Origin of the sequence: Streptomyces sp. NPDC051173 (assembly GCF_040689515.1) — a bacterium.
Classification (GTDB): Bacteria; Actinomycetota; Actinomycetes; order Streptomycetales; family Streptomycetaceae; genus Streptomyces.
In genome coordinates this window covers 1-20,517 of the sequence record NZ_JBFBBD010000087.1, presented here as the reverse complement: position 1 = coordinate 20,517, position 20,517 = coordinate 1, and the positions used below count along the sequence as shown (strand labels likewise).

Here is a 20,517-nt window from a genome sequence, read left to right as displayed (position 1 = left end):
ACCCCGCACCCCGCACCCCGCACGCCCCGGCTCCGCATCGCCCGTCACACCCGTCGAACCATGGGGGACGCCATGGCCCTGTCCACCGCCCAGCGCGTGGCCGACACGCTCCGCGACCGCATCGAGGGCGGCGGCCTGCCGCCCGGCACCCAGCTGTCGGAGGAGGCGCTCGGCCGCGAGCTCGGGGTCTCGCGTAACACCCTGCGCGAGGCGTTCCGGCTGCTCGTCCACGAGAGCCTGGTCGTGCACCGGCTCAACCGCGGCGTCTTCGTCCGGGTCCTGGAGCCCGCCGACGTCACGGACATCTACCGCGTGCGCGCCGCCCTGGAGACCGCCGGTGTCCGGGCCGCCGCGAGCGCCGCGCCCGCCCTGCGCACCGCGGTCGCCGGGGCCGTCGCCCGGGGCGAGCGCGCCGCCGCCGCGGGTGACTGGCCGGAGGTGGCCTCGGCCGACCTCCGCTTCCACCGGGCGCTCGCCGCCCTCGGCGGCAGCGCCCGCATCGACTCCGCGATGGACCGGCTGCTCGCCGAACTGCGCCTGGCCTTCCACACGATGCCCTCGCCCCGCCGCTTCCACGAGCCGTTCCTGCTGCGCAACCGCTCGCTCGCGACGCTGCTGGAGAACGGCGACCACGGCCGCGCCGAGGCCGAGTTGACCACCTATCTGGATGACGCACGCCGGCTCATCCTCGACACGATGCGGGAGGCTTCCTCATGACCGGCCCCATGACCGGACTCACGACCGGACCGGAGCACGACACCGGCACCCGCCCCGCCCTCGACCTCAACGCCGACCTCGGCGAGGGCTTCGGCCGCTGGCACCTGACCGACGACGAGGCCCTGCTGTCGGTCGTCACCAGCGCCAACGTCGCCTGCGGCTTCCACGCGGGCGACCCCTCCACCATGCGGCGGGTGTGCGAGCGCGCCGCGGAACTCGGCGTCCGCATCGGCGCCCAGGTCTCCTACCACGACCTCGCAGGCTTCGGGCGGCGCGCCATGGACGTGCCCCCGGACGAGCTCGCCGACGAGATCACCTATCAGATCGGCGCGCTGCGCGTCTTCGCGCGGGCGGCCGGTTCGGACGTCAGCTATGTGAAGCCGCACGGCGCGCTCTACAACCGCACGGTCGCCGACGCCGAGCAGGCGCGCGCCGTCGTGGCGGGCGTGCTGCGGGCGGGCGGCGCCCTGCCCGTACTCGGCCTGCCCGGCTCGCGGTTGCACGAGGCGGCGGCGGAGGCCGGACTGCCGGTCGTCACCGAGGCGTTCGCCGACCGCGCGTACACCGCCGCAGGGACGCTCGTCCCCCGCCGCACGCCCGGCGCCGTGGTCCTCGACCCCGAGGCGGTCGTCGCCCGGTCGGTGCGGATGGCCCGCTCGGCCACCGTCACCGCCCTCACCGGCGAGGACGTGACCGTACGGGCCCGCTCGCTGTGCCTGCACGGTGACACCCCCGGCGCCGCCGACACCGCCCGCCGGGTACGCGCCGCCCTGGAGGCCGCGGGCGTGCGGGTGGAGGCGTTCGCGTGAGCGCGCCCGCCATGGAGCTGCGCGCCCTGCCCGTCGGGCGGCACGCGCTGCTCGTGGAGGTCGCCACCGGCGACGACGCCCAGGCGCTCCACGCCGAACTGCTGCGCCGCCGCGCCGCGGGCACCCTCCCGCCCGTACGCGAGATCGTCCCCGCGGCACGCACCGTCCTGCTGGACGGCCTGGCGGAGCCGCGCGCCCTCGCCGCGGACCTCGCGCGCTGGAACGTGCCGCCGCTCGCGGCCGCCGAGGGCACCCCGGTGGTCCTGCCGGTCCGCTACGACGGCGAGGACCTCGCCGAGGTCGCGGCGCTGTGGGGCGTCGCGGAGGAGGAGGTCGCGGAGATCCACTCCGGCCTCGAATTCCGGGTGGCGTTCTACGGGTTCGCGCCCGGCTTCGGCTATCTGACCGGGCTTCCGGAGCCGCTGAGCGTGCCGCGCCGGGCCACCCCGCGCACCGCCGTCCCCGCCGGGTCCGTCGGCCTGGCCGGCTCGTACACCGGCCTCTATCCGCGCTCCTCCCCCGGCGGCTGGCAGCTCATCGGCCGCACGGACGCGGTGCTGTGGGACGTCGCGCGCGAACCGGCGGCGCTGCTCTCGCCCGGCACGCGCGTGCGCTTCGAGGTGGTCGCGTGAGCGGCGCCCTCGCCGTCGTCCGCCCCGGTGCCCTGACGACCGTCCAGGACCTCGGCAGGCCCGGCCGCGCGCACCTCGGCGTGGGGCTCTCCGGCGCCCTCGACCGGCCCGCGCACCGGCTCGCCAACCGCCTCGTCGGCAATGCCGCGGAGTGCGCCACGCTGGAGACCACCGTCGACGGCTGCGCGGTGCGAGCGGACCGGGCGGTGACCGTGGCGGTGACGGGCACGCCCTGCGCGGTGCGGGTGGACGGCCGCCCGGTGGCGTGGGGCGCGGCCGTGCGGGTGCCCGCGGGCGCCGTCCTGGACGTCGGTCCCGCCGTCGGCGGGGTGCGCGCGTACGTGGCCTTCGGCGGCGGTGTGGCCGTGCCGCCCGTGCTCGGCAGCCGCTCCCGGGACCTGCTGTCGGGCCTCGGGCCCGAGCCCCTTGCGGACGGGGCGACGCTGCCCCTCGGCACGCCCCAGGGGTCCTCCGAGGGCGCGGACGCGATGCCCTGGGCCGGCCCGCCGGCCGGCGGTCTGGTCCTCCCGCTGGTGCTCGGCCCGCGCGACGACTGGTTCACCGCCGCCGCGCGGCGCACGCTCTCCGGCGGCGGTTACCGCGTCTCCCCGGCGAGCAACCGCATCGGCCTGCGGACGGAAGGGCCCGCCCTGGCCCGCGCCCGGGACGGTGAACTCCCCAGCGAGGGGATGGTTCTCGGGGCCGTCCAGGTCCCCCCGGACGGGCGTCCGGTGGTCTTCCTCGCCGACCACCCGACGACCGGCGGCTATCCCGTCGTCGGCGTCGTCCCCGAGCCGGCGCTGGCCGCGGCGGCGCAGGCCGCGCCCGGCACACCCGTGCGCTTCGTGCCCGTACGCGCCTGAGCGCGGCCGGAGGGCCGGGCCGGCCCTCCGGCCGCCGTGGCCGCTGTGGCTGCCGTCAGCAGTGGCCGCGTCAGTCGATGCCGCGGATGATGTGCGACTCCGGGTCGACCTCTTCGGCGGTGGTCTCGGGTGTCTCCCGTGGCGCGGCGCGGCGGGCCCCCACGGTCTCCTCCAGGCCCTCCGACCGGCCCGGCATGTGGTCGCCCTGCGTCTTCAGCTGTTCCACGACGGCTTCCTTTCGCACGCTGTTCCCCTGGTCCACCCGAGGGCGCCACCGGCTCACGCGTCCGGAATGCGATGCCCGGGTTCCCCAGCGTGACCTGTCGAAACAGAAGCCACCACATCGGATATAGCCAGATATGAACTACCTCCATTCAGGTGGCAAAAGGGGACATCGGCGATAAAATGCAGGCAGGTCCGAACTGACACTGAAAGAAGAAGGTGGCTGACGTGACCGCCCCGACCTCACCCCGGATCGAACACCACCCGGACATCCTGGCGCTCCGCGCCCACTCCGAGGAGACGACCAGCACCCCCGTCGCGCAGGGCGTGGAGGCCCTCGCCCTGCTGTGCGGCGTCTATCTCGCCGCCTCCCCCTGGATCGCCGGCTTCAGCGGCGCGACGACCCTCGCCGTCAACAACCTCATCACCGGCGTCGCCTTCGCCTGCCTCGCCGGAGGCTTCGGACACGCCTACGAGCGTACCCACTCCATGAGTTGGGCCGGGCTCTGCATCGCCGCCTGGACGATCGTCTCGCCGTGGGTCGTCGCCGGGCACGCGTTCGCCACGCGCGCCGTCGTCAGCAACGTCATCGTGGGAGCGGTGGCCTGTCTCGCCGCGCTGGCCCTGGCCGGCCTCGGGATGTCGCGCACGGCAACGGCGCGGCCGGGACTGCGGCGACGCTGAGCAGCGGGGCGGAAGCGCCGGGTGAGCGCACCCCCGGTGCCGCAGCCCGCCCGCTCCGCCTCCGCTCCCGGTGTCCAGGCAGGACCAGGCCGATTCCAGGCCGATTCCAGGCCGGTCCCGCCGCCCGCACCCCGGGTGGCGGGGCCTTCGCGCGCGCATCACACGCCCCCCTTCACGCCGTGGCCCTCCTCTACACCAGCCGACCGGTCACCGTGAAACGGGCGTTCACCCCTGGGAATGAAAACCCGGCCGATCTTCGGAATTGATGACTCCGCCGGACGGGAACGGGCAATGTTCCCCTCTCCCTGGTCACTCCCATCCCAAGAGGTGCGCGCCATGACGACCGTACGAGCCGCCGTGTTCGAGCAGTTGCGGGCCCGTGGAGTGACCACCGTCTTCGGCAACCCCGGCTCCACCGAACTCCCCTTCCTCCAGGACTTCCCCGACGACTTCCGCTACGTCCTCGGCCTCCAGGAGGCCGTGGTCGTCGGCATGGCCGACGGGTTCGCGCAAGCCACCGGGACCACCGCGCTCGTCAATCTGCACACCGCCCCGGGCGTCGGCAACGCCATGGGCGCGATCATCAACGCCGCGGCCAACCACACCCCGATGGTGGTGACGGCCGGACAGCAGGTGCGGGCCATGGTGACCATGGAGGCGCTGCTGACGAACGTGGACGCGACGCTGCTGCCCAGGCCCGCCGTGAAGTGGGCGTACGAGCCGCCCCGCGCCCAGGACGTGCCCGCGGCCCTCGCCCGCGCCTTCCACATGGCCGAAACCGCTCCCCGGGGCCCGGTGTTCCTGTCGCTGCCGATGGACGATTTCGACGTCGAGCTCGACGCGGCGGAGACCGCCGCCGCACGCCAGGCAGCGCGCCGCCACGTCACCGACGCCACCGCGGCCGACGGACCCGCGGTCGAGGCGCTCGCCCGGCGGCTCGACGCGGCGGTCAACCCGGTGCTGGTGACCGGCGGTTCCGTAGACGCCGAGGGCGCCTGGGACGCGGCCGTGGCGCTCGCCGAGCGGCGGGGCCTGCCGGTGTGGGCCTCCCCCGTCGAGGGGCGGGTGGGCTTCCCGGAGGACCACCCGCACTACCGCGGCGTGCTGCCCCCGGCGCTCGCACCGCTGGCCAAGACCCTGGAAGGGCACGACCTGGTCCTGGTGGCGGGGGCGCCCGTCTTCCGCTACTACCCCTACGTGGCCGGGCCGGTGCTGCCCGAGGGCGCCGAACTGGTGCTGCTCACCAGCGATCCCGGCGAGGCCGCCCGCGCCCCGGTGGGCGACGCGCTCGTCGCGGGCCTGCGGCCCACGCTGGAACGGCTCACGGAGCTCGTACGGAAGGCCCCCCTCCCCGAGCACGACCCCGCGCCCCGGCAGGAGCCCCCGGCGCAGGCGCCCTCCGAGCCCATGTCCGCGGTCACCGCCCTCGCCGCCGTCGCGAGCGCCGCCCCGCCGGACACCCTGTGGGTCAACGAATCCCCTTCCAACCTCCAGGCGTTCCGCGAGCTGATCCGCGTGGGCAGGCCCGGCTCCTTCCTCACCACCACCGGCGGCGGGCTGGGCTTCGGCCTCGCCGCGGCCGTCGGCGCGCAGCTCGGGCGGCCGGAGCGGCCGGTGGTGGCGGTGATCGGCGACGGCTCCGCGCAGTACGCCATCACCGCGCTGTGGACCGCGGCCGCCTGCCGGGCGCCGGTCACCTTCGTGGTCCCCGCGAACCGCGAGTACGCGATCCTCAAGTGGTTCGGGCGCTTCGAGAACACCCCCGGCGTGCCCGGTCTGGACCTCCCGGGGCTCGATCTGTGCGCCCTCGCCCGCGGTTACGGCGTGACCGCGCACCGCGCGACGGACGCCGCGCACCTCGCCGAGCTGGTCGCCGCGGCCACGGCCGCCGGCACCGGTCCCGTCCTGATCGAGGCGCCGGTCACCACCGTGCCGCCGACCCTGTGACCCGTCCCCTCCGCTCCGCCCGCCCCACCTGTGCCTGAACGTGCCCTGGAGTTGCCCATGACCGTATCCGTCGAGAAGCCGCTGCTCGCGGCGCTGGCCGAAGCGCTGCCCGAGGGCGCCGTGCTGACCGGGGACGACGAACTCGCCCCGCACAGCCGGGACGCGGCGCCCTTCAGCGAGGCGGGCAGACCCGCGGTCCTGGTGCGCCCCGAGACCGTCGAGGAGGTCCAGCACGTGGTGCGCACGGCACGCGCGTACGGCGTCCCGGTCGTCCCGCAGGGCGCGCGCACGGGGCTGGCCGGTGCCGCGAACGCCGTCGACGGCTGCCTGTTGCTGTCCATGGTCGGGATGAACCGCGTCCTGGAGGTCGACACGGCGAACCGGCTGGTGCGCTGCGAGCCCGGTGTCGTCACCGCGGACCTCGCGGCGGCGGTCGCCGGGCACGGCCTGTGCTATCCGCCGGACCCGGCCTCCTGGGAGCGCTGCACCATCGGCGGCAACATCGCCACCGGCGCGGGCGGGCTGTGCTGCGTGAAGTACGGGGTCACCGCCGACTACGTCCTCGGGCTGACCGTCGTCCTGGCCGACGGCGAGGTGCTGCGTGTCGGCCGGCGCACGGTCAAGGGCGTCGCCGGTTACGACCTGACGCGGCTGTTCGTCGGCTCCGAGGGCACCCTGGGCGTCATCGTCGAGGCCACGCTGGCCCTGCGGCCGCCCCCGCCGCCCGCGCTGGCGCTGCTCGCGCGGTTCCCCTCGGCCACGGACGCGGGCGAGGCCGTGGCGGCGATCATCCGCGCGGGGCACGTACCGTCCGCCCTGGAGCTCATGGACCGTACGACCACCGAGGCGGTCGCGGCGCTGGGCCACCCGCTGCTCAAGGGCGGCGCGGCGGCCACGCTGATCGTGGCGAGCGACGCGCCCGACGCCGCCGATGCCGTGCGGGCGATGGCCGTGCTGTGCCAGGAGGCCAAGGCGCTGTCCGTCACGGCCGCCGCCGACGGCGAGCAGTCCCGCGAGGTCCTCGACGCCCGCCGGATGGTGCTGCCCGCGGTCAGCGCCCGGGCGGCGCGACTGCCCGGTGATGTCACGGCGTTCATCGAGGACGTGGCCGTGCCGCGCGCCCGGCTGGCCGGGCTCATCGACCGGATCGAGCACATCGCCGACGAGTACGGCCTCTACATCTCCACCGTCGGCCACGCCGGCGACGGCAATCTCCACCCCACCGTCGTCTTCGACCGCTCCGACCCGGACGCCGTCCGGCGGGCGCGGGAGGCGTACGACGCGATCATGGCCGCCGGGCTGGAGCTGGGCGGCACCATCACCGGCGAGCACGGCGTCGGCACCCTCAAGCGCGACTGGCTCGCCCGTGAACTGCCGCCCCGCAACCTGCGGTTGCAGCAGGACGTCAAACGGCTGCTCGACCCCGAGGGGCTGCTCAACCCGGGGAAGGTCCTCGCATGATCCACCTCTACAGCACCACGGACGTCGGCACGGAGCGCGACACCGCGCTGCCCACCGCGTCCGCGGGCGAGAACCTGCGGCTCGCCGTCGTCTACCTCCTGCCCAACTACCTCAAGGGCGTCTTCCGGGGCCGGCCCCGCGTCGCGGCGCTGGTCGCCCGGCTGGACGCCGGCCGGCACGCCGTGGACACCATGCGGCGGATGCGCCGCCGGCACGGCCGCGGTCCGGTCATGGTGCGCGGCACCTCCGGGCCGACCCTGCTCGTCCTGGACGCGGAGGACGCGCGGCAGGTGCTGGCCGGGCCGGTGGAGGTGTACGCGGTGGACACCTGGGAGAAGGTGACCGGCTTCGCGGGGGTGCAGCCCGACGCGCTGGTCGCCTCGCACGGCGGGCAGCGGACGGTCCGCAGGGCGTTCAACGACTCTGTCCTGGACGCGGGTTGTCCCGTGCACCGGCTCGCGGACCACTTCCTGCGGGTCGTCGGCGAGGAGGCCGCGGCCCTGCTCGGCCCGCGCGCGCTCGCCGGGCTCGACACCGCCGCGTTCCGGGAGCGGTTCGACCGTGTGGGGCGGCGCTGCTTCCTGGGCGAGGCCGCCGCGGACGACGAGGAGTTCTCCCTGCTGCTGGGCGAGTTGCTCGCCGAGGCCAACTGGATGGGTGCCCGGCGCTGGCGCGCGGCCCGCGCCCGCCGCACCAGGCGGCGCATGATGCAGCGCCAGGCCCGCTATCTGGCGGAGGCCGACCCGCGCAGCCTGACCGGGCTGTTCGGCGGCGCGCCCCGGGGGCCGGAGACGGCTCCCGAGGCCCAGGTCTCGCACTGGTTCATGGCGCTGACGGTGGTGCAGTCGGCCACCGTGCAGGCGCTGGCCCTGCTCGCCACGCACCCCCGGCACCACGAGCGGGCCCTGACGGAGGTCGAGGCCGCCGACCGCAAGCACGGCCCCCGCACAGTGGCCGGCTTCTGCGACATGCCGTACGTCCGCGCCTGCGTCCAGGACGCGGCACGTCTGTGGGCGCCCGTGCCCAGCCTGATGCGGCGGACGACGGCGGAGACGCGCTGGCGGGGTGCGGTGGCGCCGGGAGGTGTCAACGTCCTGGTGCCCGCGGGCTTCCACGCGCGCGACGGCGAACGGATCGACTACGCCCACCGGTTCGCGCCGGAGAAGTGGCTCGACGGCACGGCGGAGAACGACTGGGCGATCAGCCCGTTCAGCCGGGGCGAGGCGCAGTGCAGCGGCATGGAGCTGGGGCTCCAGCTGGCCACCGGCTTCGTCGCGGAAATGCTGCGCGGCGGCGAACTCGCCGTCTCCGGCGTCCGCCTGAGCCCGTCCCGTCCCCTGCCGCTCACCTTCGACACGACGCACCTGCGCATCGGCGTCCGCACGACGGCACGCCCGGCCGGGGAGGGGGAGGGCGCATGACGGCAGAGAACGCTGAGACCGCTGAGAACACCGAAAGCACGGTCCCGGCCGAGGAGCCGGAGGCCGTAGCGGAGCCCGTGACCCCGGATCCCGTGACCCCGGCGGCCGCTCCCGAGGTGCCGGAGCGGCCCGTGCCGGAGGAGCCGGCGTCGCGGTCCCTCACGCCGGAAGCGCCTGAGGAGCCCCCCGCCCTCGACACCGCGGAGCTCGCCGTCCTCGCCCGGACGCTCAGTGAGGCCGCCGGGATCGTGCGGGAGGCCGGGCGGGCCGTGACCGCCGTGGCCACCGACCCCGCGCTGCTCAGGTCGGTGGGCCGGTCGCCGCGCAGCGGTGCCCGCGCGGTGGGCGCCCTGGCCCGTACGCTCGTCGACCCGGCCGGGCTCGGGTACGCGCCCGACGGCGGGCGGGTGGGCCGGGCCGCCTGGCTGGGCGGGGTGCTCACCAGCAGGCGGAGCCTGGCGCTGGACGTGGCGGTGGCCGCGCTCAAGCTGCGGATCCGGCTGTGCGCGGTGCGGCACCCGGAGTTCGTCGAGGAGGGCCCGGTGCGGCGGCTGCTGATCGCCATCGACGCCGACCGGCAGCTGCTGGCCCTGCGCATCCTCCGGCAGAACGTCCGGGCGCAGGGCGCCCAGCGCGCCCTGGCCGCGCTCGCGCCCGCCTTCGCCGAGGTGATGGCGTGGAACGCGCTGGTGGACGAGAACCCCTTCAACGACAAGGCGGCCTGGTGCATCGTCACGGGCACCCGGGCGGACGGCGATCCGCTGCTCGGCATCGGCATCGGGGCCTGGGCCCGCTGGGACCGGGGTGCGGGTCGGGCCGTGGCCGAGCCGCCGGACCCGGAGTTCCTGGCGGGGCTGGACCACGACAGCGGCATCAGCGGCCGGCTGCGGAACCTCGCCGCCCTCGGCAACGACGGCCGGGTCCTCGTCCAGCGCGTCACCGGTCCCGACGGCATCACCCGCTATGTGGCGCTGCTGCCCGGCATGGCCTTCGGCCTGCCGCGCAACCCCACCCCGCAGGACCTGGTGGGGGCCGTCACAGGGGTGGGCCGCAACGACTCGCCGTACACGCGGGCCGTGCGCAAGGCCCTCGCGCTGACCGTGCCGGACGGCGCGGAGGTCGCGCTGATCGGGCACAGCCAGGGCGGGGTCACGGCCATGAGCCTGGCCGAACTCCCCCAGGTCACCGACCGATGGCGGCTGACGCACGTCGTCGCCGTCGGTTCGCCGATCGACTTCAAGCGCCCGCGCGACCCGCGGACCCAGGTCGTCAGCATCGTCAACGAGCACGACGTGGTGCCCAGTCTGGAGGGCCGCAGCCCGGTGTCGGTCTTCCCGCTGCCCGCCGGCTGGCTGGAGATCACCTGGGCGGACCCCACGCACGACTTCCCGCAGTGCCACAACGTCGACGTGTACGCGCAGGGGCTGGACAAGGTGGTCCCGGAGGCGCGGGACCAGGTCGACGAGCTGCTCGCGCCGTACCGCGGCCGGGTGGAGGAGACCGTCGTCCTCCGGCTCCACGACCGCTGACCCCCGCCGCCCGCACGGATCCCCCGGCCCCGATCACCCTGATGGAGAGCTCTTTCGATGACGCCCGTCCCGCGCCCCCGCCGCGAGTGGCACTCCCTGCCGTTCCCGCTCGCGCTCCTGGAGATCAAGAGACAGCGGGAGTTGCTGCGCGCGCACAATCTGCACGACACCTACGGCGCGGGCGGCGAGCGGCCCCGCACGCCGAGCCCGGAGCTGCTGCCGTACCGCAGTTACGACGGTTCGGGCTATGACCCGGCCGACGTCGACATGGGCCGGGCGGGCACCCGCTTCGACCGCAACTGCGCGCTGCCGCAGACCTTCCCGGAGGACGAGGAGAAGGGGCTGTTCAGCCCCGGTCCGCGCGAGGTGAGCAGGCGGCTGCTGGCCCGCCGGGCGGGCTTCCGGCCCGCGCCCGGCCTCAACATGCTGGCGGCGGCGTGGATCCAGTTCCAGAACCACGGCTGGTTCAGCCACGGCGACAACCGCGTGGACGCACCGCTGGACGTCCCGCTCGCGGCGGACGACGACTGGCCGGCCTGCCCGATGCTCGTACGCCGCTCCCGCCCCGACCCGGTGCCGCACACCGACCCGACGCGCCCGCCGACCTACGAGAACACCGTCAGCCACTGGTGGGACGGCTCGCAGATCTACGGTTCGAGCGAGGAGCGGTGCCGGTCCCTGCGGACCGGTGAGCGCGGCAAGCTGGCCGTGGCGGGCGGGCGGCTGCCCGACGAGGTGCGGCCGGGCCTGTCCGGCATCGACCTGACCGGTTTCAACGACAACTACTGGGTCGGGCTGTCCCTGCTGCACACGCTCTTCGCCAAGGAGCACAACGCGATCTGCGACCGGATCGCGGCCGCGCACCCCACCTGGGACGACGAGCGCCTCTTCCAGACGGCCCGGCTGGTCAACGCGGCGGTCATGGCGAAGATCCATACGGTGGAGTGGACCCCCGCGGTGATCGACCGGCCGGTGACCCGGGCGGCGATGCACATCAACTGGTACGGCGTGCTGCCCGCCCGGGTGCGCGGCCGCGTCGGGCGGTTCGGCAGGGGGGAGACGGCCTTCGGGATCCTGGGTTCGCCCACGGACCACCACACGGCCCCGTTCTCGATGACCGAGGAGTTCGTGACCTCCTACCGGCTGCATCCGCTGATCCGGGACGAGTACGCCATCCACTCGCACCGCACGGGCGCGCTGATCGAGCGCACGGACTTCGAGCCGCTCCAGGCGCTCGCGACCCGGGAGGCGGTGGACCGCTGGGGCTGGTCGGACCTGCTGTACTCCTTCGGCATCATGAACCCCGGCGACATCACCCTGCACAACCACCCGGACTGTCTGCGCGATCTCTCCCGGGTCTCCGGGGAGCGGGTCGACCTGGGCACGGTGGACATCCTGCGCGACCGCGAGCGCGGCGTCCCCCGCTACACCGCCTTCCGCGCGGCCCTGCACCGGCCGCCGGTGACCGACTTCGAGGAGCTGACCGGCGGGAACGTGGGGCTGGCGGCGGAGCTGCGCGAGGTCTACGACGGGCGGCTGGACCGCGTCGACACCATGGTCGGGATGTACGCCGAGCCCCGGCCGCGCGGCTTCGCGTTCAGCGACACCGCGTTCCGGGTCTTCGTGCTGATGGCGTCCCGGCGGCTGAAGAGCGACCGCTTCTTCACCACGGACTACCGGCCGGAGATCTACACCCCGGAGGGCCTGGAGTGGATCGACCGCACCGGGATGACCGACGTCCTGCTGCGCCACCACCCGGAGCTGGCACGCCCCTTGCACGGGGTGCGGAACGCGTTCTCGCCTTGGCGGATGCTGCGACCCGGAGGGATCAACTGATGGAGCGGAACGAGACGGGCGCCGCGCCCTGGTCGCGGCCCGTCCGCGCGGAGGCCACCCACCTGCTGGACCAGGCGCGCCGGCTGCGCGCGGGCGCGATGACCGTGAGCCTCCCCGATCCGGAGGGCGCGGCGCTGCGCAAGCGGATCCTCGGTCACGCGGAGCGCGCGGAGGCCGCGGCGCGGTCCCTGGAGCGGGCGGCGGACGCGCTGGCGGATCACGAGAGAGTGCTGTCCGCGCTGGAGCGCAGGCGCCGTGAGAACGGCGGGGCGACGCAGATCGAGTGACGCCGAGGGGCACGAACGCAGGGCGGGCCGGAGGATCCGGCCCGCCCTGCGTCATCGGGACACGCGTCCCGGCCGTGTCACCCGGTCCGCGCGTACCACCGCTCGTCCCGCAGCTCCGCGAGCCCCTGGCCGGCGAAGCCGGTCACGTGTTTGAGTACCGTGCGCGCCTGATAGCCCACCGCCTCGGCCAGCTCCTCCAGGGACGCCCCCGCGGCGCCGTACGTCCGCAGCCCCTCCCACGTACGGGCCATGTGCCTGCCGAGCTCGGGGACCACCACCGGGCGCGGCGGCGCCGTCGTGGCGCGAGGCCGTGGGGTGCGGTTGACCTTGCGATGCCGGCGGCCCTTCTGGCGCTTGCTCATGGATGTACCACTGCTCCGTCCCGTAGAGGATCGTCTCCGTGACGACAACTCGGCGCGGCGGCGGGCGGTTACGGCCGTTCCACCGGGTGTGCGAGACATCACGCACCGCGAGCGGCCGGACCACCTCCGAGGGGCGCCAGGGAGGTATGTGACGCTTGGGGCGTGCGCATACTGATTGTCGAGGACGAGGTGGGGCTCGCCGATTCGCTCCGCCGGGGGCTGGCCGCCGAGGGTCACGTCGTGGACGCCGTCCACGACGGGCCGCGCGGCCTGGAGGCGGCGCTCACCGGGGCGTACGACGTGATCGTGCTCGACGTGATGCTGCCGGGGCTGAACGGCTACGAGATCTGCGGCCGGCTGCGCAGGCTGGGCCAGTGGACGCCGGTGCTGATGCTCACCGCCAAGGACGGGGAGTACGACGAGGCGGAGGGGCTCGACGCGGGGGCGGACGACTATCTGTCCAAGCCGTTCTCCTTCGTGGTGCTCAAGGCCCGGCTGCGCGCGCTCGGCCGCCGCGGGGGCGCGGAGGCGCCGCGCCTGCTGAAGGCGGGCGACCTCGTCCTGGACACGGCGGCGCGGGCCTGCCGGCGCGGGGAGCGGGAGATCGAGCTGACCGCGCGGGAACAGTCCGTGCTGCGCTGCCTGATGGCGAGCGCCGGGCAGGTCGTGGCCAAGCGGGACGTCCTCGACGAGGTCTGGGACTCCCCCGCCGACACCGACCCGAACATCGTCGAGGTGTACGTCTCCTCGCTCCGCAGGAAGATCGACGCCCCCTTCGGCCGCCGGGCGATCATCACCGTGCACGGCGCGGGCTACCGGATCGCGCCCGACGGTGGCTGACGCCGCTCACCGGTCCCGGCTGCTGCCCCGCACCGTCCGCGGCCGCGCCGCCGCGGCGGCCGCGCTGGCGATGGCGCTGGTCCTGGGGGTCGGCGGCAGCTGGCTCTACGCCGTGCTGCGCACCAATCTGCTGGACGACACCAACGGCCGCACCGAGCTCGCCGCCCGCGAGGTGGCCGCCCAGGGGGACGCGGGCCGGCTGCCCACGCTGCTCGCGGCGCCCCGGGCGGGCGTCGACGTCGTCCTGGTCCTGGACGCGCGCGGCGAGGTGGTCGCCACGACCCGCCCGTCCGCGGGGCCGCTCGCCCGTGAGTTCCGGGCGCTGCGCCCGCCGCCGGGGCAGGACGTGGCCTCGCGCATCCTGCCGGGTTCGCGGGCGATGGGCGGGGAGCGCGGTGACGTGGTGGTGGTACGGGCCCCGGCGGGCGGGCAGGAGCGCTACGTCTACGCGTTGACGGTCCTCAACGACGTGGACGGCGCCACGCACGCGATCGCCCTGGGCCTGCTCGCGGGCTCCCCGCCGCTGATCGCCCTGGCCGCGCTCATCGCGTGGGCGGTGACCGGGCTGGCGCTGCGGCCGGTGACGACGATCCGTACGGAGCTCGCGGCGGTCACCCCGCGCGGGCTGGACCGGCGGGTGCCGGAGCCCGCGGGCGGCGACGAAGTGGCGCTGCTGGCCCGCACGGTCAACGCCACGCTGGACCGGCTGGAGCAGGCGGTGGGCCGGCAGCGGCAGTTCGTCGCCGACGCCTCGCACGAGCTGCGCAATCCCGTCGCTGCGGTCCGCTCGCAGCTGGAGGTGGCGCTTGCGGCCCCCGGCGGTCCGACGGAGGAGTCCGTGCGGGCCGCGCTGGCGGAGACCGTACGGCTCCAGCGGGTGGCCGCGGACCTGCTGCTCCTGGCGCGGCTCGACGCGCGGGTGCCCTCGGCCGGGGAGCCGGTGGACCTGGCCCTGCTGGCCGCCGAGGAGGCCGCGCGGCGGCCTTCCGGCCGGGTGCCGGTGGCCGTCCGGGCGGACGCCCCCGTGCCGATGCGCGGCCGCGAGGGGCAGTTGGAGCGATTGCTGGCCAATCTCGTCGACAACGCGCTGCGGCACGCCGCGAGCCGGGTCACCGTGCGCGCGGCTCTCGCGCCGGGCGGTGCGGTGGCCGTGCTGGAGGTCGCCGACGACGGGCCGGGCATCCCCGAGGACCGGCGGGAGCGGGTCTTCGAGCGCTTCGTGCGGCTGGACGCCGCACGCGACCGGGAGAGCGGCGGCAGCGGGCTCGGGCTGGCCATCGCCCGCGAGATCGCGCACGCGCACGGCGGGACGCTGACGGCCGGGGAGCGCCCGGGCGGCGGGGCGCGGCTGGTGGCGCGCTTCCCGCTGGCAGGCTTGACCGATTCCTGAAGGTTCGCTCGGAACCTTCAGGTTTTCTTCAGCGCCCACGGTCCAACATTGATCAGTGTGACCGTGGAATCCGTGCAACTCGAGGGCCAGGACGAACGTCCGGCGACGCCGGAGCGCCCGCTGGCGTCCCGGCGTCGCAACCGTGAGGCGCTGCTGCTCGGAATGGCCGTGCTCATCAGCTGCTTCGGCTACGTCTACGCCGGGCTGTCGGTCAACGGCTCCTTCCCGCGCGGCTTCCCGGGCTTCGCGGCGAGCATGGTGTGCCTGGCGGTGGTGCCGCACCTGGCCGTGCGCCGGTGGGCGCCCTTCGCCGATCCGCTGATCCTGCCGGTGTCGGTCCTGCTGTCGGGGATCGGGCTGGTGCTGCTCTTCCGGCTGGACTTCGCCTACAGCGCCCGCTACAAGACCGCGGAGCCCACCGCGTCCGGCCAGTTGCTGTGGACCGTGATCGGCGTGGCGGTGTGTGTCGGGGTGATCCTGCTGCTGAAGGACCACCGGTGGCTCCAGCGCTACATCTATGTGCTGATGGCCGTCGCGCTGGTGCTCCTGATGGCGCCCTCGTTCTTCCCGGGCGACACCTACGGCGCCAAGCGGTGGATCTTCGTGGGGCCGCTGTCGTTCCAGCCCGGCGAGTTCGTCAAGACCATGATCGCGGTGTTCTTCGCCGGCTATCTGGTCACGCACCGGGACGCGCTGGCGCTCACCGGGCGCAAGGTGATGGGGGTGCGGCTGCCGCCGGGCCGGCAGCTCGGGCCGATCCTGTGCGTGTGGGTGCTGAGCCTGCTGGTGCTGGTCTTCGAGCGGGACCTGGGCACTTCGCTGATCTTCTTCGGGCTGTTCGTGGTGATGCTCTACACGGCGACCGAGCGCACCAGTTGGGTGCTGTTCGGGCTGGCGATGGCGGTGGTGGGGGCCGGCGTGGTCGGTTCGTCCGAGCCGCACGTCAAGGGCCGTATCGTCGCCTGGCTGCACCCCTTCGACATCTTCCTGCCGCCGGAGCAGCGGCCCAAGGGGCTGATCTCCAGTCAGCTCGCGGACGCGCTGTTCGGCTTCGGCAGCGGCGGGGTCACGGGCACGGGCCTGGGGCAGGGCCACCCGGAGCTGATCGGCTTCGCGGGCCGCAGCGACTTCATCCTCACCACGGTCGGGGAAGAGCTGGGGCTGGCCGGGACGATGGTGGTGCTGGTGCTGTACGGGCTGCTGGTGCAGCGCGGGCTGAGCGCGGCGCTGGCCTCGCGCGACCCGTTCGGCAAGCTGCTGGCGGTGGGGCTGTCGGCAGCGCTGGCCCTCCAGGTCTTCGTGGTGGCCGGGGGCGTCATGGGCCTCATCCCCCTGACAGGCAAGGCACTTCCCTTCCTCGCCAAGGGCGGCTCGTCCCTGGTGGCGAACTGGCTGCTGGTGGCGCTGCTCATCAGAATCAGCGATGCGGGCGGCCGGGCGCGCCAGGACGCCGCGCCGGTGCCGCGGGCGCGCGGCTGAGACGGGCTGAATCCCGCACCCTCACCAACCACATCGCAGCCCGTTGGGGGCACCTCTGGGGGCGCCCCCGGACGGAGTCTGGGGGAGGTAGCTGGGGGAGCTTGAGGACACCGCCCCGCAGCGGTGGTGCGGACGGCACGACCCGCACCCGATCACAAGAGCAGCCCCGGCCCCCGGCCCGCCCGGCAGGGCCCGACGCACCGTGGCCTCTGCACGCAAAGGCACTTACCGTGAGGTAGGCAATGGCGCCACATCCCGTACGGGAAGGGGTACGCATGACCACCGCACATGTCGAGCCCGCCACCTATCCGTTCAACGACGCTTCCGGTCTCGCCCTGTCCGAGCTGTACGAGCACGCGCGCAACGGTGAAGGGCTGCTGCGCGTACGGATGGAGCACGGCGAGCCCGCCTGGCTCGTGACCCGCTACGCCGACGCCCGGCTCGTGCTCGGCGACCGCCGGTTCAGCCGCGCCGCGGCCGCGCACCACGACGAGCCCCGCCGGACGCCTGGGCGGCGGGAGTCCGGGATCCTCAGCATGGACCCGCCGGACCACACCCGGCTGCGGACCCTGGTGTCGAAGGCGTTCACCGTGCACCGGGTCGAGAGGCTGCGGCCGGCCGTGCGCGAGCTGGCCGAGAGCCTGCTGGACCGGATGGTGGCGGCGGGGCCGCCCGCCGATCTGGTCGAGGACTTCGCGCTGCCCCTGCCCGTCGGGGTGATCTGCCGGCTGCTGGGTGTGCCGGCCGACGACCAGGGGCGCTTCCGTGTCTGGAGCGACGCCGCGCTGTCGACCAGCGCGCTGTCCACGGAGGAGATGGCGGCGACCAGAGACGAGTTCCGCGCGTACATGGCGGAGCTGGTCGAGGCGCACCGCGCGCGGCCCGCCGACGACCTGATGACCGCGCTGATCGAGGCGCGGGACGTGGACGACCGGCTCACCGAGCTCGAACTGATCGACCTGATCGACGGGCTGCTCATCGCCGGTCACGAGACGACGGCGACCCAGATCCCCAACTTCCTCTGCACGCTGCTGGACCACCCCGGGCAGTTCGACCGGCTGCGCGCCGAGCCGGAGCTCGTCCCCACCGCGGTCGAGGAGCTGATGCGCTTCGTGCCGCTCGGTGTGGGCGCGTCGTTCGCCCGCTACGCCACGGAGGACGTCGAGGTGGGCGGCACGCTCGTACGCGAGGGGGAGCCGCTGCTGGTGGCGGTCGGCGCGGCCAACCGCGACGTGCTGCGCTTCACGACGCCGGAGTCCCTCGACCTCGGCCGCACGGGCAACCAGCACCTGGGCTTCGGACACGGCGTGCACCACTGCCTGGGTGCCCCGCTGGCCCGGCTGGAGCTCCAGGAGGCGCTGCGGGCGCTGGTGTCGCGGGTGCCGGGCATCCGGGCAGCGGGCGACATCGAGTGGAAGACGGAGATGCTGGTCCGCGGGCCGCGCACGATGCCAGTGAGGTGGTGAGCGATGGTCTGGCAGGTGTCGGTGGACCGGAAGCTGTGCTTGGGATCGGGCATCTGCGCGGCGCTGGCGCCGGAGTTGTTCGAGATGTCAGAGGAGCGGTCGCGGGTGCGCCACGGTGAGACCGCGCCCGACGAGACGGTCCTGGACGCGGCGGAGTCCTGTCCCGCGCTGGCGATCTCGGTGAAGGACGGCACGCGGACCGTGGGGCCGCGCCCTTAGTTCCGGCCGGGGGGCCGCGCGGGCCCGGGGCCTGGGGCCGGGTCGGGGTCCGGGTCTGCTTGGTTCCGGCCGGGGGCCGCGCGGCCGCCGCCGGCTGCTACGCGTCGGCGTCCTCGAACGTCGTCCGGCGGCGGACCTGGTCCTCCTGGGCCAGGCGGCGCAGCAGTTCGAGCATGGGGCCGGAGAGGGCCAGGACGACGACCGCCTGCTCGGCCAGGGTCGGTGAGTCCTCGAAGGCGGCCGCGCGCTCCAGGTCCAGCCGGGCGATGGAGCGGGCCAGCTCCGCGTAGGCGACGAGGCGCTCGGGGCGGTAGTCCGCGTCGAGGCGCCGGAGCTCCCGGAGCGCCGTGGTCAGGCCGTGGATGTGCGGCGAGGTGCCGGGGATCCGCCAGTCCATCGTCGCGATCAGGCCGGAGACGTCCGCCGCCGCGGCCGCCTCGGCCTCCGCCTCCTCGTCCGCGCCTTCGTCCGCGGCCGCTGCCGGGGCCTGGGCGACGGGCACCGGCAGGGCGTAGCTGATCGCCTTGAGGGTGCCGTCGGGGCTGTCGGCCCGGTCGACCGCCGCCAGGACCTCGCGGGTGGCGGCGATGGACAGACCGCCCAGGGTGGTCAGCGCCTTGATCAGCCGCAGGCGCTGGACGTGCTCGTCCCCGTACTCGGCCAGCGTGGCCGCCGTCGCCCGGCCGGCCGGCAGCAGCCCTTCCCGACGGAAGAACTTGATGCTGGCGACCGGCACGCCGGTGGTGCGGCTGAGCTCCGAGATCTTCATGCGGCTTCCTCGTCGGTGAAGTGGCCGGGTACCCCGCGGTCGCGATCAGACACCCGTATCCGATACTGTCACTATCCAGCACTGGATACCTCCAGTATCTAGTAACTCTGTGTGATCGAACCGGAGCGTTCATGTCTTCCCCTATGCCCTCCTCCGCGCTCCGCAGTCCGCGGCTGTGGATCGGCTCGGGCCTCATCCTCGCGGTCATCGCCGCCCTGTTCTCTCTCCTCTATGTGGGCGGCAACGTCAACCCCAAGGGGCATCTGCGCGACCTGCCCGTCGCCCTGGTGAACGAGGACAAGGGTGCCGTCGTCGCCAAGGGCAAGCACCTCAACGCCGGTGACCAGGTCGTCTCCGGGGTCAAGAAGTCCGCAGAGGGCAACAACAGCTTCGACTGGCAGGTCCTCGACAAGGCCGAGGCCGACAAGCGGATCGGCCAGGGCAAGCTCTTCGGCGCGATCGTCGTGCCGGAGAACTTCACCGCCTCGCTGACGGGGCTGGTCAGCCCGCAGCAGACGAAGGCCGTCCGCCCGACGATCACGGTGCTCACCAACCAGTCGGCCGGCAGCTTCGGCTCCTCCATGGCCGGCCAGGCGACGCAGAAGGCCGCCCACGGCGCCTCCGCCCAGCTCGGCAAGGAGCTCCTCAAGCAGGCGAACGCCCAGGGCGCCAAGCTCGCTCCGGCCGCCCAGCTGATGCTCGCCGACCCCGTGAACGTCCAGGTCGCCGACGGCCACCCGCTCGGCACCCACAGCGCCATGGGCCTGAGCGCCTTCTACTACGCCCTGGTCCTGGTCGTCTGCGGCATGCTGGGCGCCAACGCGCTCATCTCCCAGGTCGACACCTTCCTCGGCTACGTGCACACCGACTTCGGCCCCTTCCGCCAGCGCAACCCCCTGCGCCACACGAGCCGGGTGCGCACCCTGGCCGTCGACTCCGTCCTGATGGCCGGCCTCTCCGTGCTCATGGGCTCCCTGGTCGAGCTCGCCACGGTCGGCATTCTCGGTATGGACGCCTCCCACCTGGGCCTCCTGTGGGTCTACTCCGTGGCCACCATCGCCGTCGTCGGCATCGGCGCCCTGGCCCTGCTGCGCGCCTTCGGTCTCCCGGGCATGCTGCTCTCGACGATCGTCTTCGTCGCGATGGCCGTCCCGTCCTCGGGATCGACGGTGCCGCTCCAGGCCCTGCCCGACTTCTTCCGGCTGCTGTCGGAGTTCGAGCCGCTGCGCCAGATCACCGGCGGCCTGCGCTCGATCCTCTACTACGACGCCCAGGCCGCCGCCGGCCTGACCCGCGCATGGGTCTCCCTGGGCATCGCCCTGGTGGTCGCCGTGCTCTTCGGCTTCGGCGTCACGCGCTTCTACGACCGCAAGGGCCTGCACCGGGTCCCGCCGTCCGCGAAGTCCATCGAGGTGGAACCGGAGCCCGCGACGGCCTGATCGCCGGGTGTTGCCACCAGCAAAAGCGGACGTGCCCACTCCCTCCCGGGTTCCGTTTCAGGCGAATGACTGGCCTGCCTGGTGTTGTCCGTGACGTCCTCCCATGCGTCACGGCCGACCCAGGCCTTCCCCGCTCCCCGGCGAC

At 74.3% G+C, this 20,517-nt stretch carries 20 protein-coding genes; 17 read left to right on the top strand and 3 right to left on the bottom strand.

What is annotated here, in order from left to right:
• Window positions 1-60 precede the first annotated feature (60 nt).
• From AB0435_RS29935 to AB0435_RS29920, 4 genes are read left to right on the top strand one after another with little or no spacing between them, the layout of a single operon-like run.
• A complete protein-coding gene (locus AB0435_RS29935) occupies window positions 61-717 on the top strand; it encodes a GntR family transcriptional regulator (protein WP_366428389.1) in 657 nt (218 codons plus the stop codon).
• 8 nt (window positions 718-725) lie between these two features.
• The gene (locus AB0435_RS29930) at window positions 726-1,526 is read left to right on the top strand and encodes a 5-oxoprolinase subunit PxpA (protein ID WP_366007424.1); all 801 of its coding nucleotides are present in this window, start codon (window positions 726-728) and stop codon (window positions 1,524-1,526) included.
• 11 nt (window positions 1,527-1,537) lie between these two features.
• Complete coding sequence (locus AB0435_RS29925; RefSeq protein WP_366007440.1) at window positions 1,538-2,158, top strand: allophanate hydrolase subunit 1; 621 nt, start codon at window positions 1,538-1,540, stop codon at window positions 2,156-2,158.
• Window positions 2,155-3,021 carry a biotin-dependent carboxyltransferase family protein gene (locus tag AB0435_RS29920; RefSeq protein ID WP_366007425.1) on the top strand — a complete coding sequence of 289 codons (867 nt, stop codon included), beginning with the start codon at window positions 2,155-2,157 and terminating at the stop codon, window positions 3,019-3,021. Before AB0435_RS29925 ends, AB0435_RS29920 begins: the two co-directional genes overlap by 4 nt.
• 70 nt (window positions 3,022-3,091) lie before the next feature.
• Here AB0435_RS29920 and AB0435_RS29915 read toward each other — a convergent pair whose 3' ends face one another.
• A complete protein-coding gene (locus AB0435_RS29915; RefSeq protein ID WP_366007426.1) occupies window positions 3,092-3,247 on the bottom strand; it encodes a hypothetical protein in 156 nt (51 codons plus the stop codon).
• A 224-nt stretch (window positions 3,248-3,471) separates the two neighbouring features.
• On the opposite strand from AB0435_RS29915, the gene AB0435_RS29910 reads away from it, so the two are divergent.
• From AB0435_RS29910 to AB0435_RS29880, 7 genes are all read left to right on the top strand, one after another.
• Window positions 3,472-3,927 carry an SPW repeat protein gene (locus AB0435_RS29910; RefSeq protein WP_366007427.1) on the top strand — a complete coding sequence of 152 codons (456 nt, stop codon included), beginning with the start codon at window positions 3,472-3,474 and terminating at the stop codon, window positions 3,925-3,927.
• A 336-nt stretch (window positions 3,928-4,263) separates the two neighbouring features.
• Window positions 4,264-5,874, top strand: coding sequence for a benzoylformate decarboxylase (gene mdlC, locus AB0435_RS29905; protein WP_366007428.1), 1,611 nt, complete (start codon window positions 4,264-4,266; stop codon window positions 5,872-5,874).
• Between the two features lie 57 nt (window positions 5,875-5,931).
• Window positions 5,932-7,335, top strand: coding sequence for an FAD-linked oxidase C-terminal domain-containing protein (locus AB0435_RS29900; protein ID WP_366007429.1), 1,404 nt, complete (start codon window positions 5,932-5,934; stop codon window positions 7,333-7,335).
• A complete protein-coding gene (locus tag AB0435_RS29895; protein WP_366428388.1) occupies window positions 7,332-8,756 on the top strand; it encodes a cytochrome P450 in 1,425 nt (474 codons plus the stop codon). Before AB0435_RS29900 ends, AB0435_RS29895 begins: the two co-directional genes overlap by 4 nt.
• The gene (locus AB0435_RS29890) at window positions 8,753-10,285 is read left to right on the top strand and encodes a hypothetical protein (RefSeq protein ID WP_366428387.1); all 1,533 of its coding nucleotides are present in this window, start codon (window positions 8,753-8,755) and stop codon (window positions 10,283-10,285) included. Before AB0435_RS29895 ends, AB0435_RS29890 begins: the two co-directional genes overlap by 4 nt.
• A gap of 57 nt (window positions 10,286-10,342) precedes the next feature.
• Window positions 10,343-12,121 (top strand): peroxidase family protein, encoded by a 1,779-nt coding sequence (locus AB0435_RS29885; protein ID WP_366428386.1) that lies wholly within the window; start codon window positions 10,343-10,345, stop codon window positions 12,119-12,121.
• Window positions 12,121-12,408: a hypothetical protein gene (locus AB0435_RS29880; RefSeq protein ID WP_366007434.1), complete on the top strand. Its 288-nt coding sequence runs from the start codon at window positions 12,121-12,123 to the stop codon at window positions 12,406-12,408. The genes AB0435_RS29885 and AB0435_RS29880 overlap by 1 nt, the downstream gene beginning before the upstream one ends.
• A gap of 77 nt (window positions 12,409-12,485) precedes the next feature.
• Here the strand turns inward: AB0435_RS29880 and AB0435_RS29875 are convergent, their stop codons facing one another.
• A complete protein-coding gene (locus AB0435_RS29875; protein WP_366007435.1) occupies window positions 12,486-12,770 on the bottom strand; it encodes a hypothetical protein in 285 nt (94 codons plus the stop codon).
• A 162-nt stretch (window positions 12,771-12,932) separates the two neighbouring features.
• Here AB0435_RS29875 and AB0435_RS29870 point away from each other — a divergent pair, with 162 nt between their 5' ends.
• The 5 genes from AB0435_RS29870 (at window position 12,933) to AB0435_RS29850 (ending at window position 18,164) form a co-directional block, all read left to right on the top strand.
• On the top strand, window positions 12,933-13,610 hold the full coding sequence (locus tag AB0435_RS29870) for a response regulator transcription factor (protein ID WP_366007436.1): 678 nt from the start codon (window positions 12,933-12,935) through the stop codon (window positions 13,608-13,610).
• Entirely contained in the window at window positions 13,603-15,000 is a 1,398-nt protein-coding gene (locus tag AB0435_RS29865; RefSeq protein ID WP_366428385.1) for a HAMP domain-containing sensor histidine kinase, read from the top strand. The genes AB0435_RS29870 and AB0435_RS29865 overlap by 8 nt, the downstream gene beginning before the upstream one ends.
• Before the next feature lie 162 nt (window positions 15,001-15,162).
• Entirely contained in the window at window positions 15,163-16,479 is a 1,317-nt protein-coding gene (locus AB0435_RS29860; protein ID WP_366428392.1) for an FtsW/RodA/SpoVE family cell cycle protein, read from the top strand.
• Between the two features lie 275 nt (window positions 16,480-16,754).
• Window positions 16,755-17,945 carry a cytochrome P450 gene (locus AB0435_RS29855; protein ID WP_366007438.1) on the top strand — a complete coding sequence of 397 codons (1,191 nt, stop codon included), beginning with the start codon at window positions 16,755-16,757 and terminating at the stop codon, window positions 17,943-17,945.
• A 3-nt stretch (window positions 17,946-17,948) separates the two neighbouring features.
• On the top strand, window positions 17,949-18,164 hold the full coding sequence (locus AB0435_RS29850; protein WP_366007439.1) for a ferredoxin: 216 nt from the start codon (window positions 17,949-17,951) through the stop codon (window positions 18,162-18,164).
• Window positions 18,165-18,261: 97 nt separating this feature from the next.
• Here AB0435_RS29850 and AB0435_RS29845 read toward each other — a convergent pair whose 3' ends face one another.
• Window positions 18,262-18,933 (bottom strand): MerR family transcriptional regulator, encoded by a 672-nt coding sequence (locus AB0435_RS29845; RefSeq protein ID WP_366008131.1) that lies wholly within the window; start codon window positions 18,931-18,933, stop codon window positions 18,262-18,264.
• Window positions 18,934-19,064: 131 nt separating this feature from the next.
• Here AB0435_RS29845 and AB0435_RS29840 point away from each other — a divergent pair, with 131 nt between their 5' ends.
• Window positions 19,065-20,372 (top strand): YhgE/Pip family protein, encoded by a 1,308-nt coding sequence (locus AB0435_RS29840; RefSeq protein WP_366428384.1) that lies wholly within the window; start codon window positions 19,065-19,067, stop codon window positions 20,370-20,372.
• Window positions 20,373-20,517 lie beyond the last annotated feature (145 nt).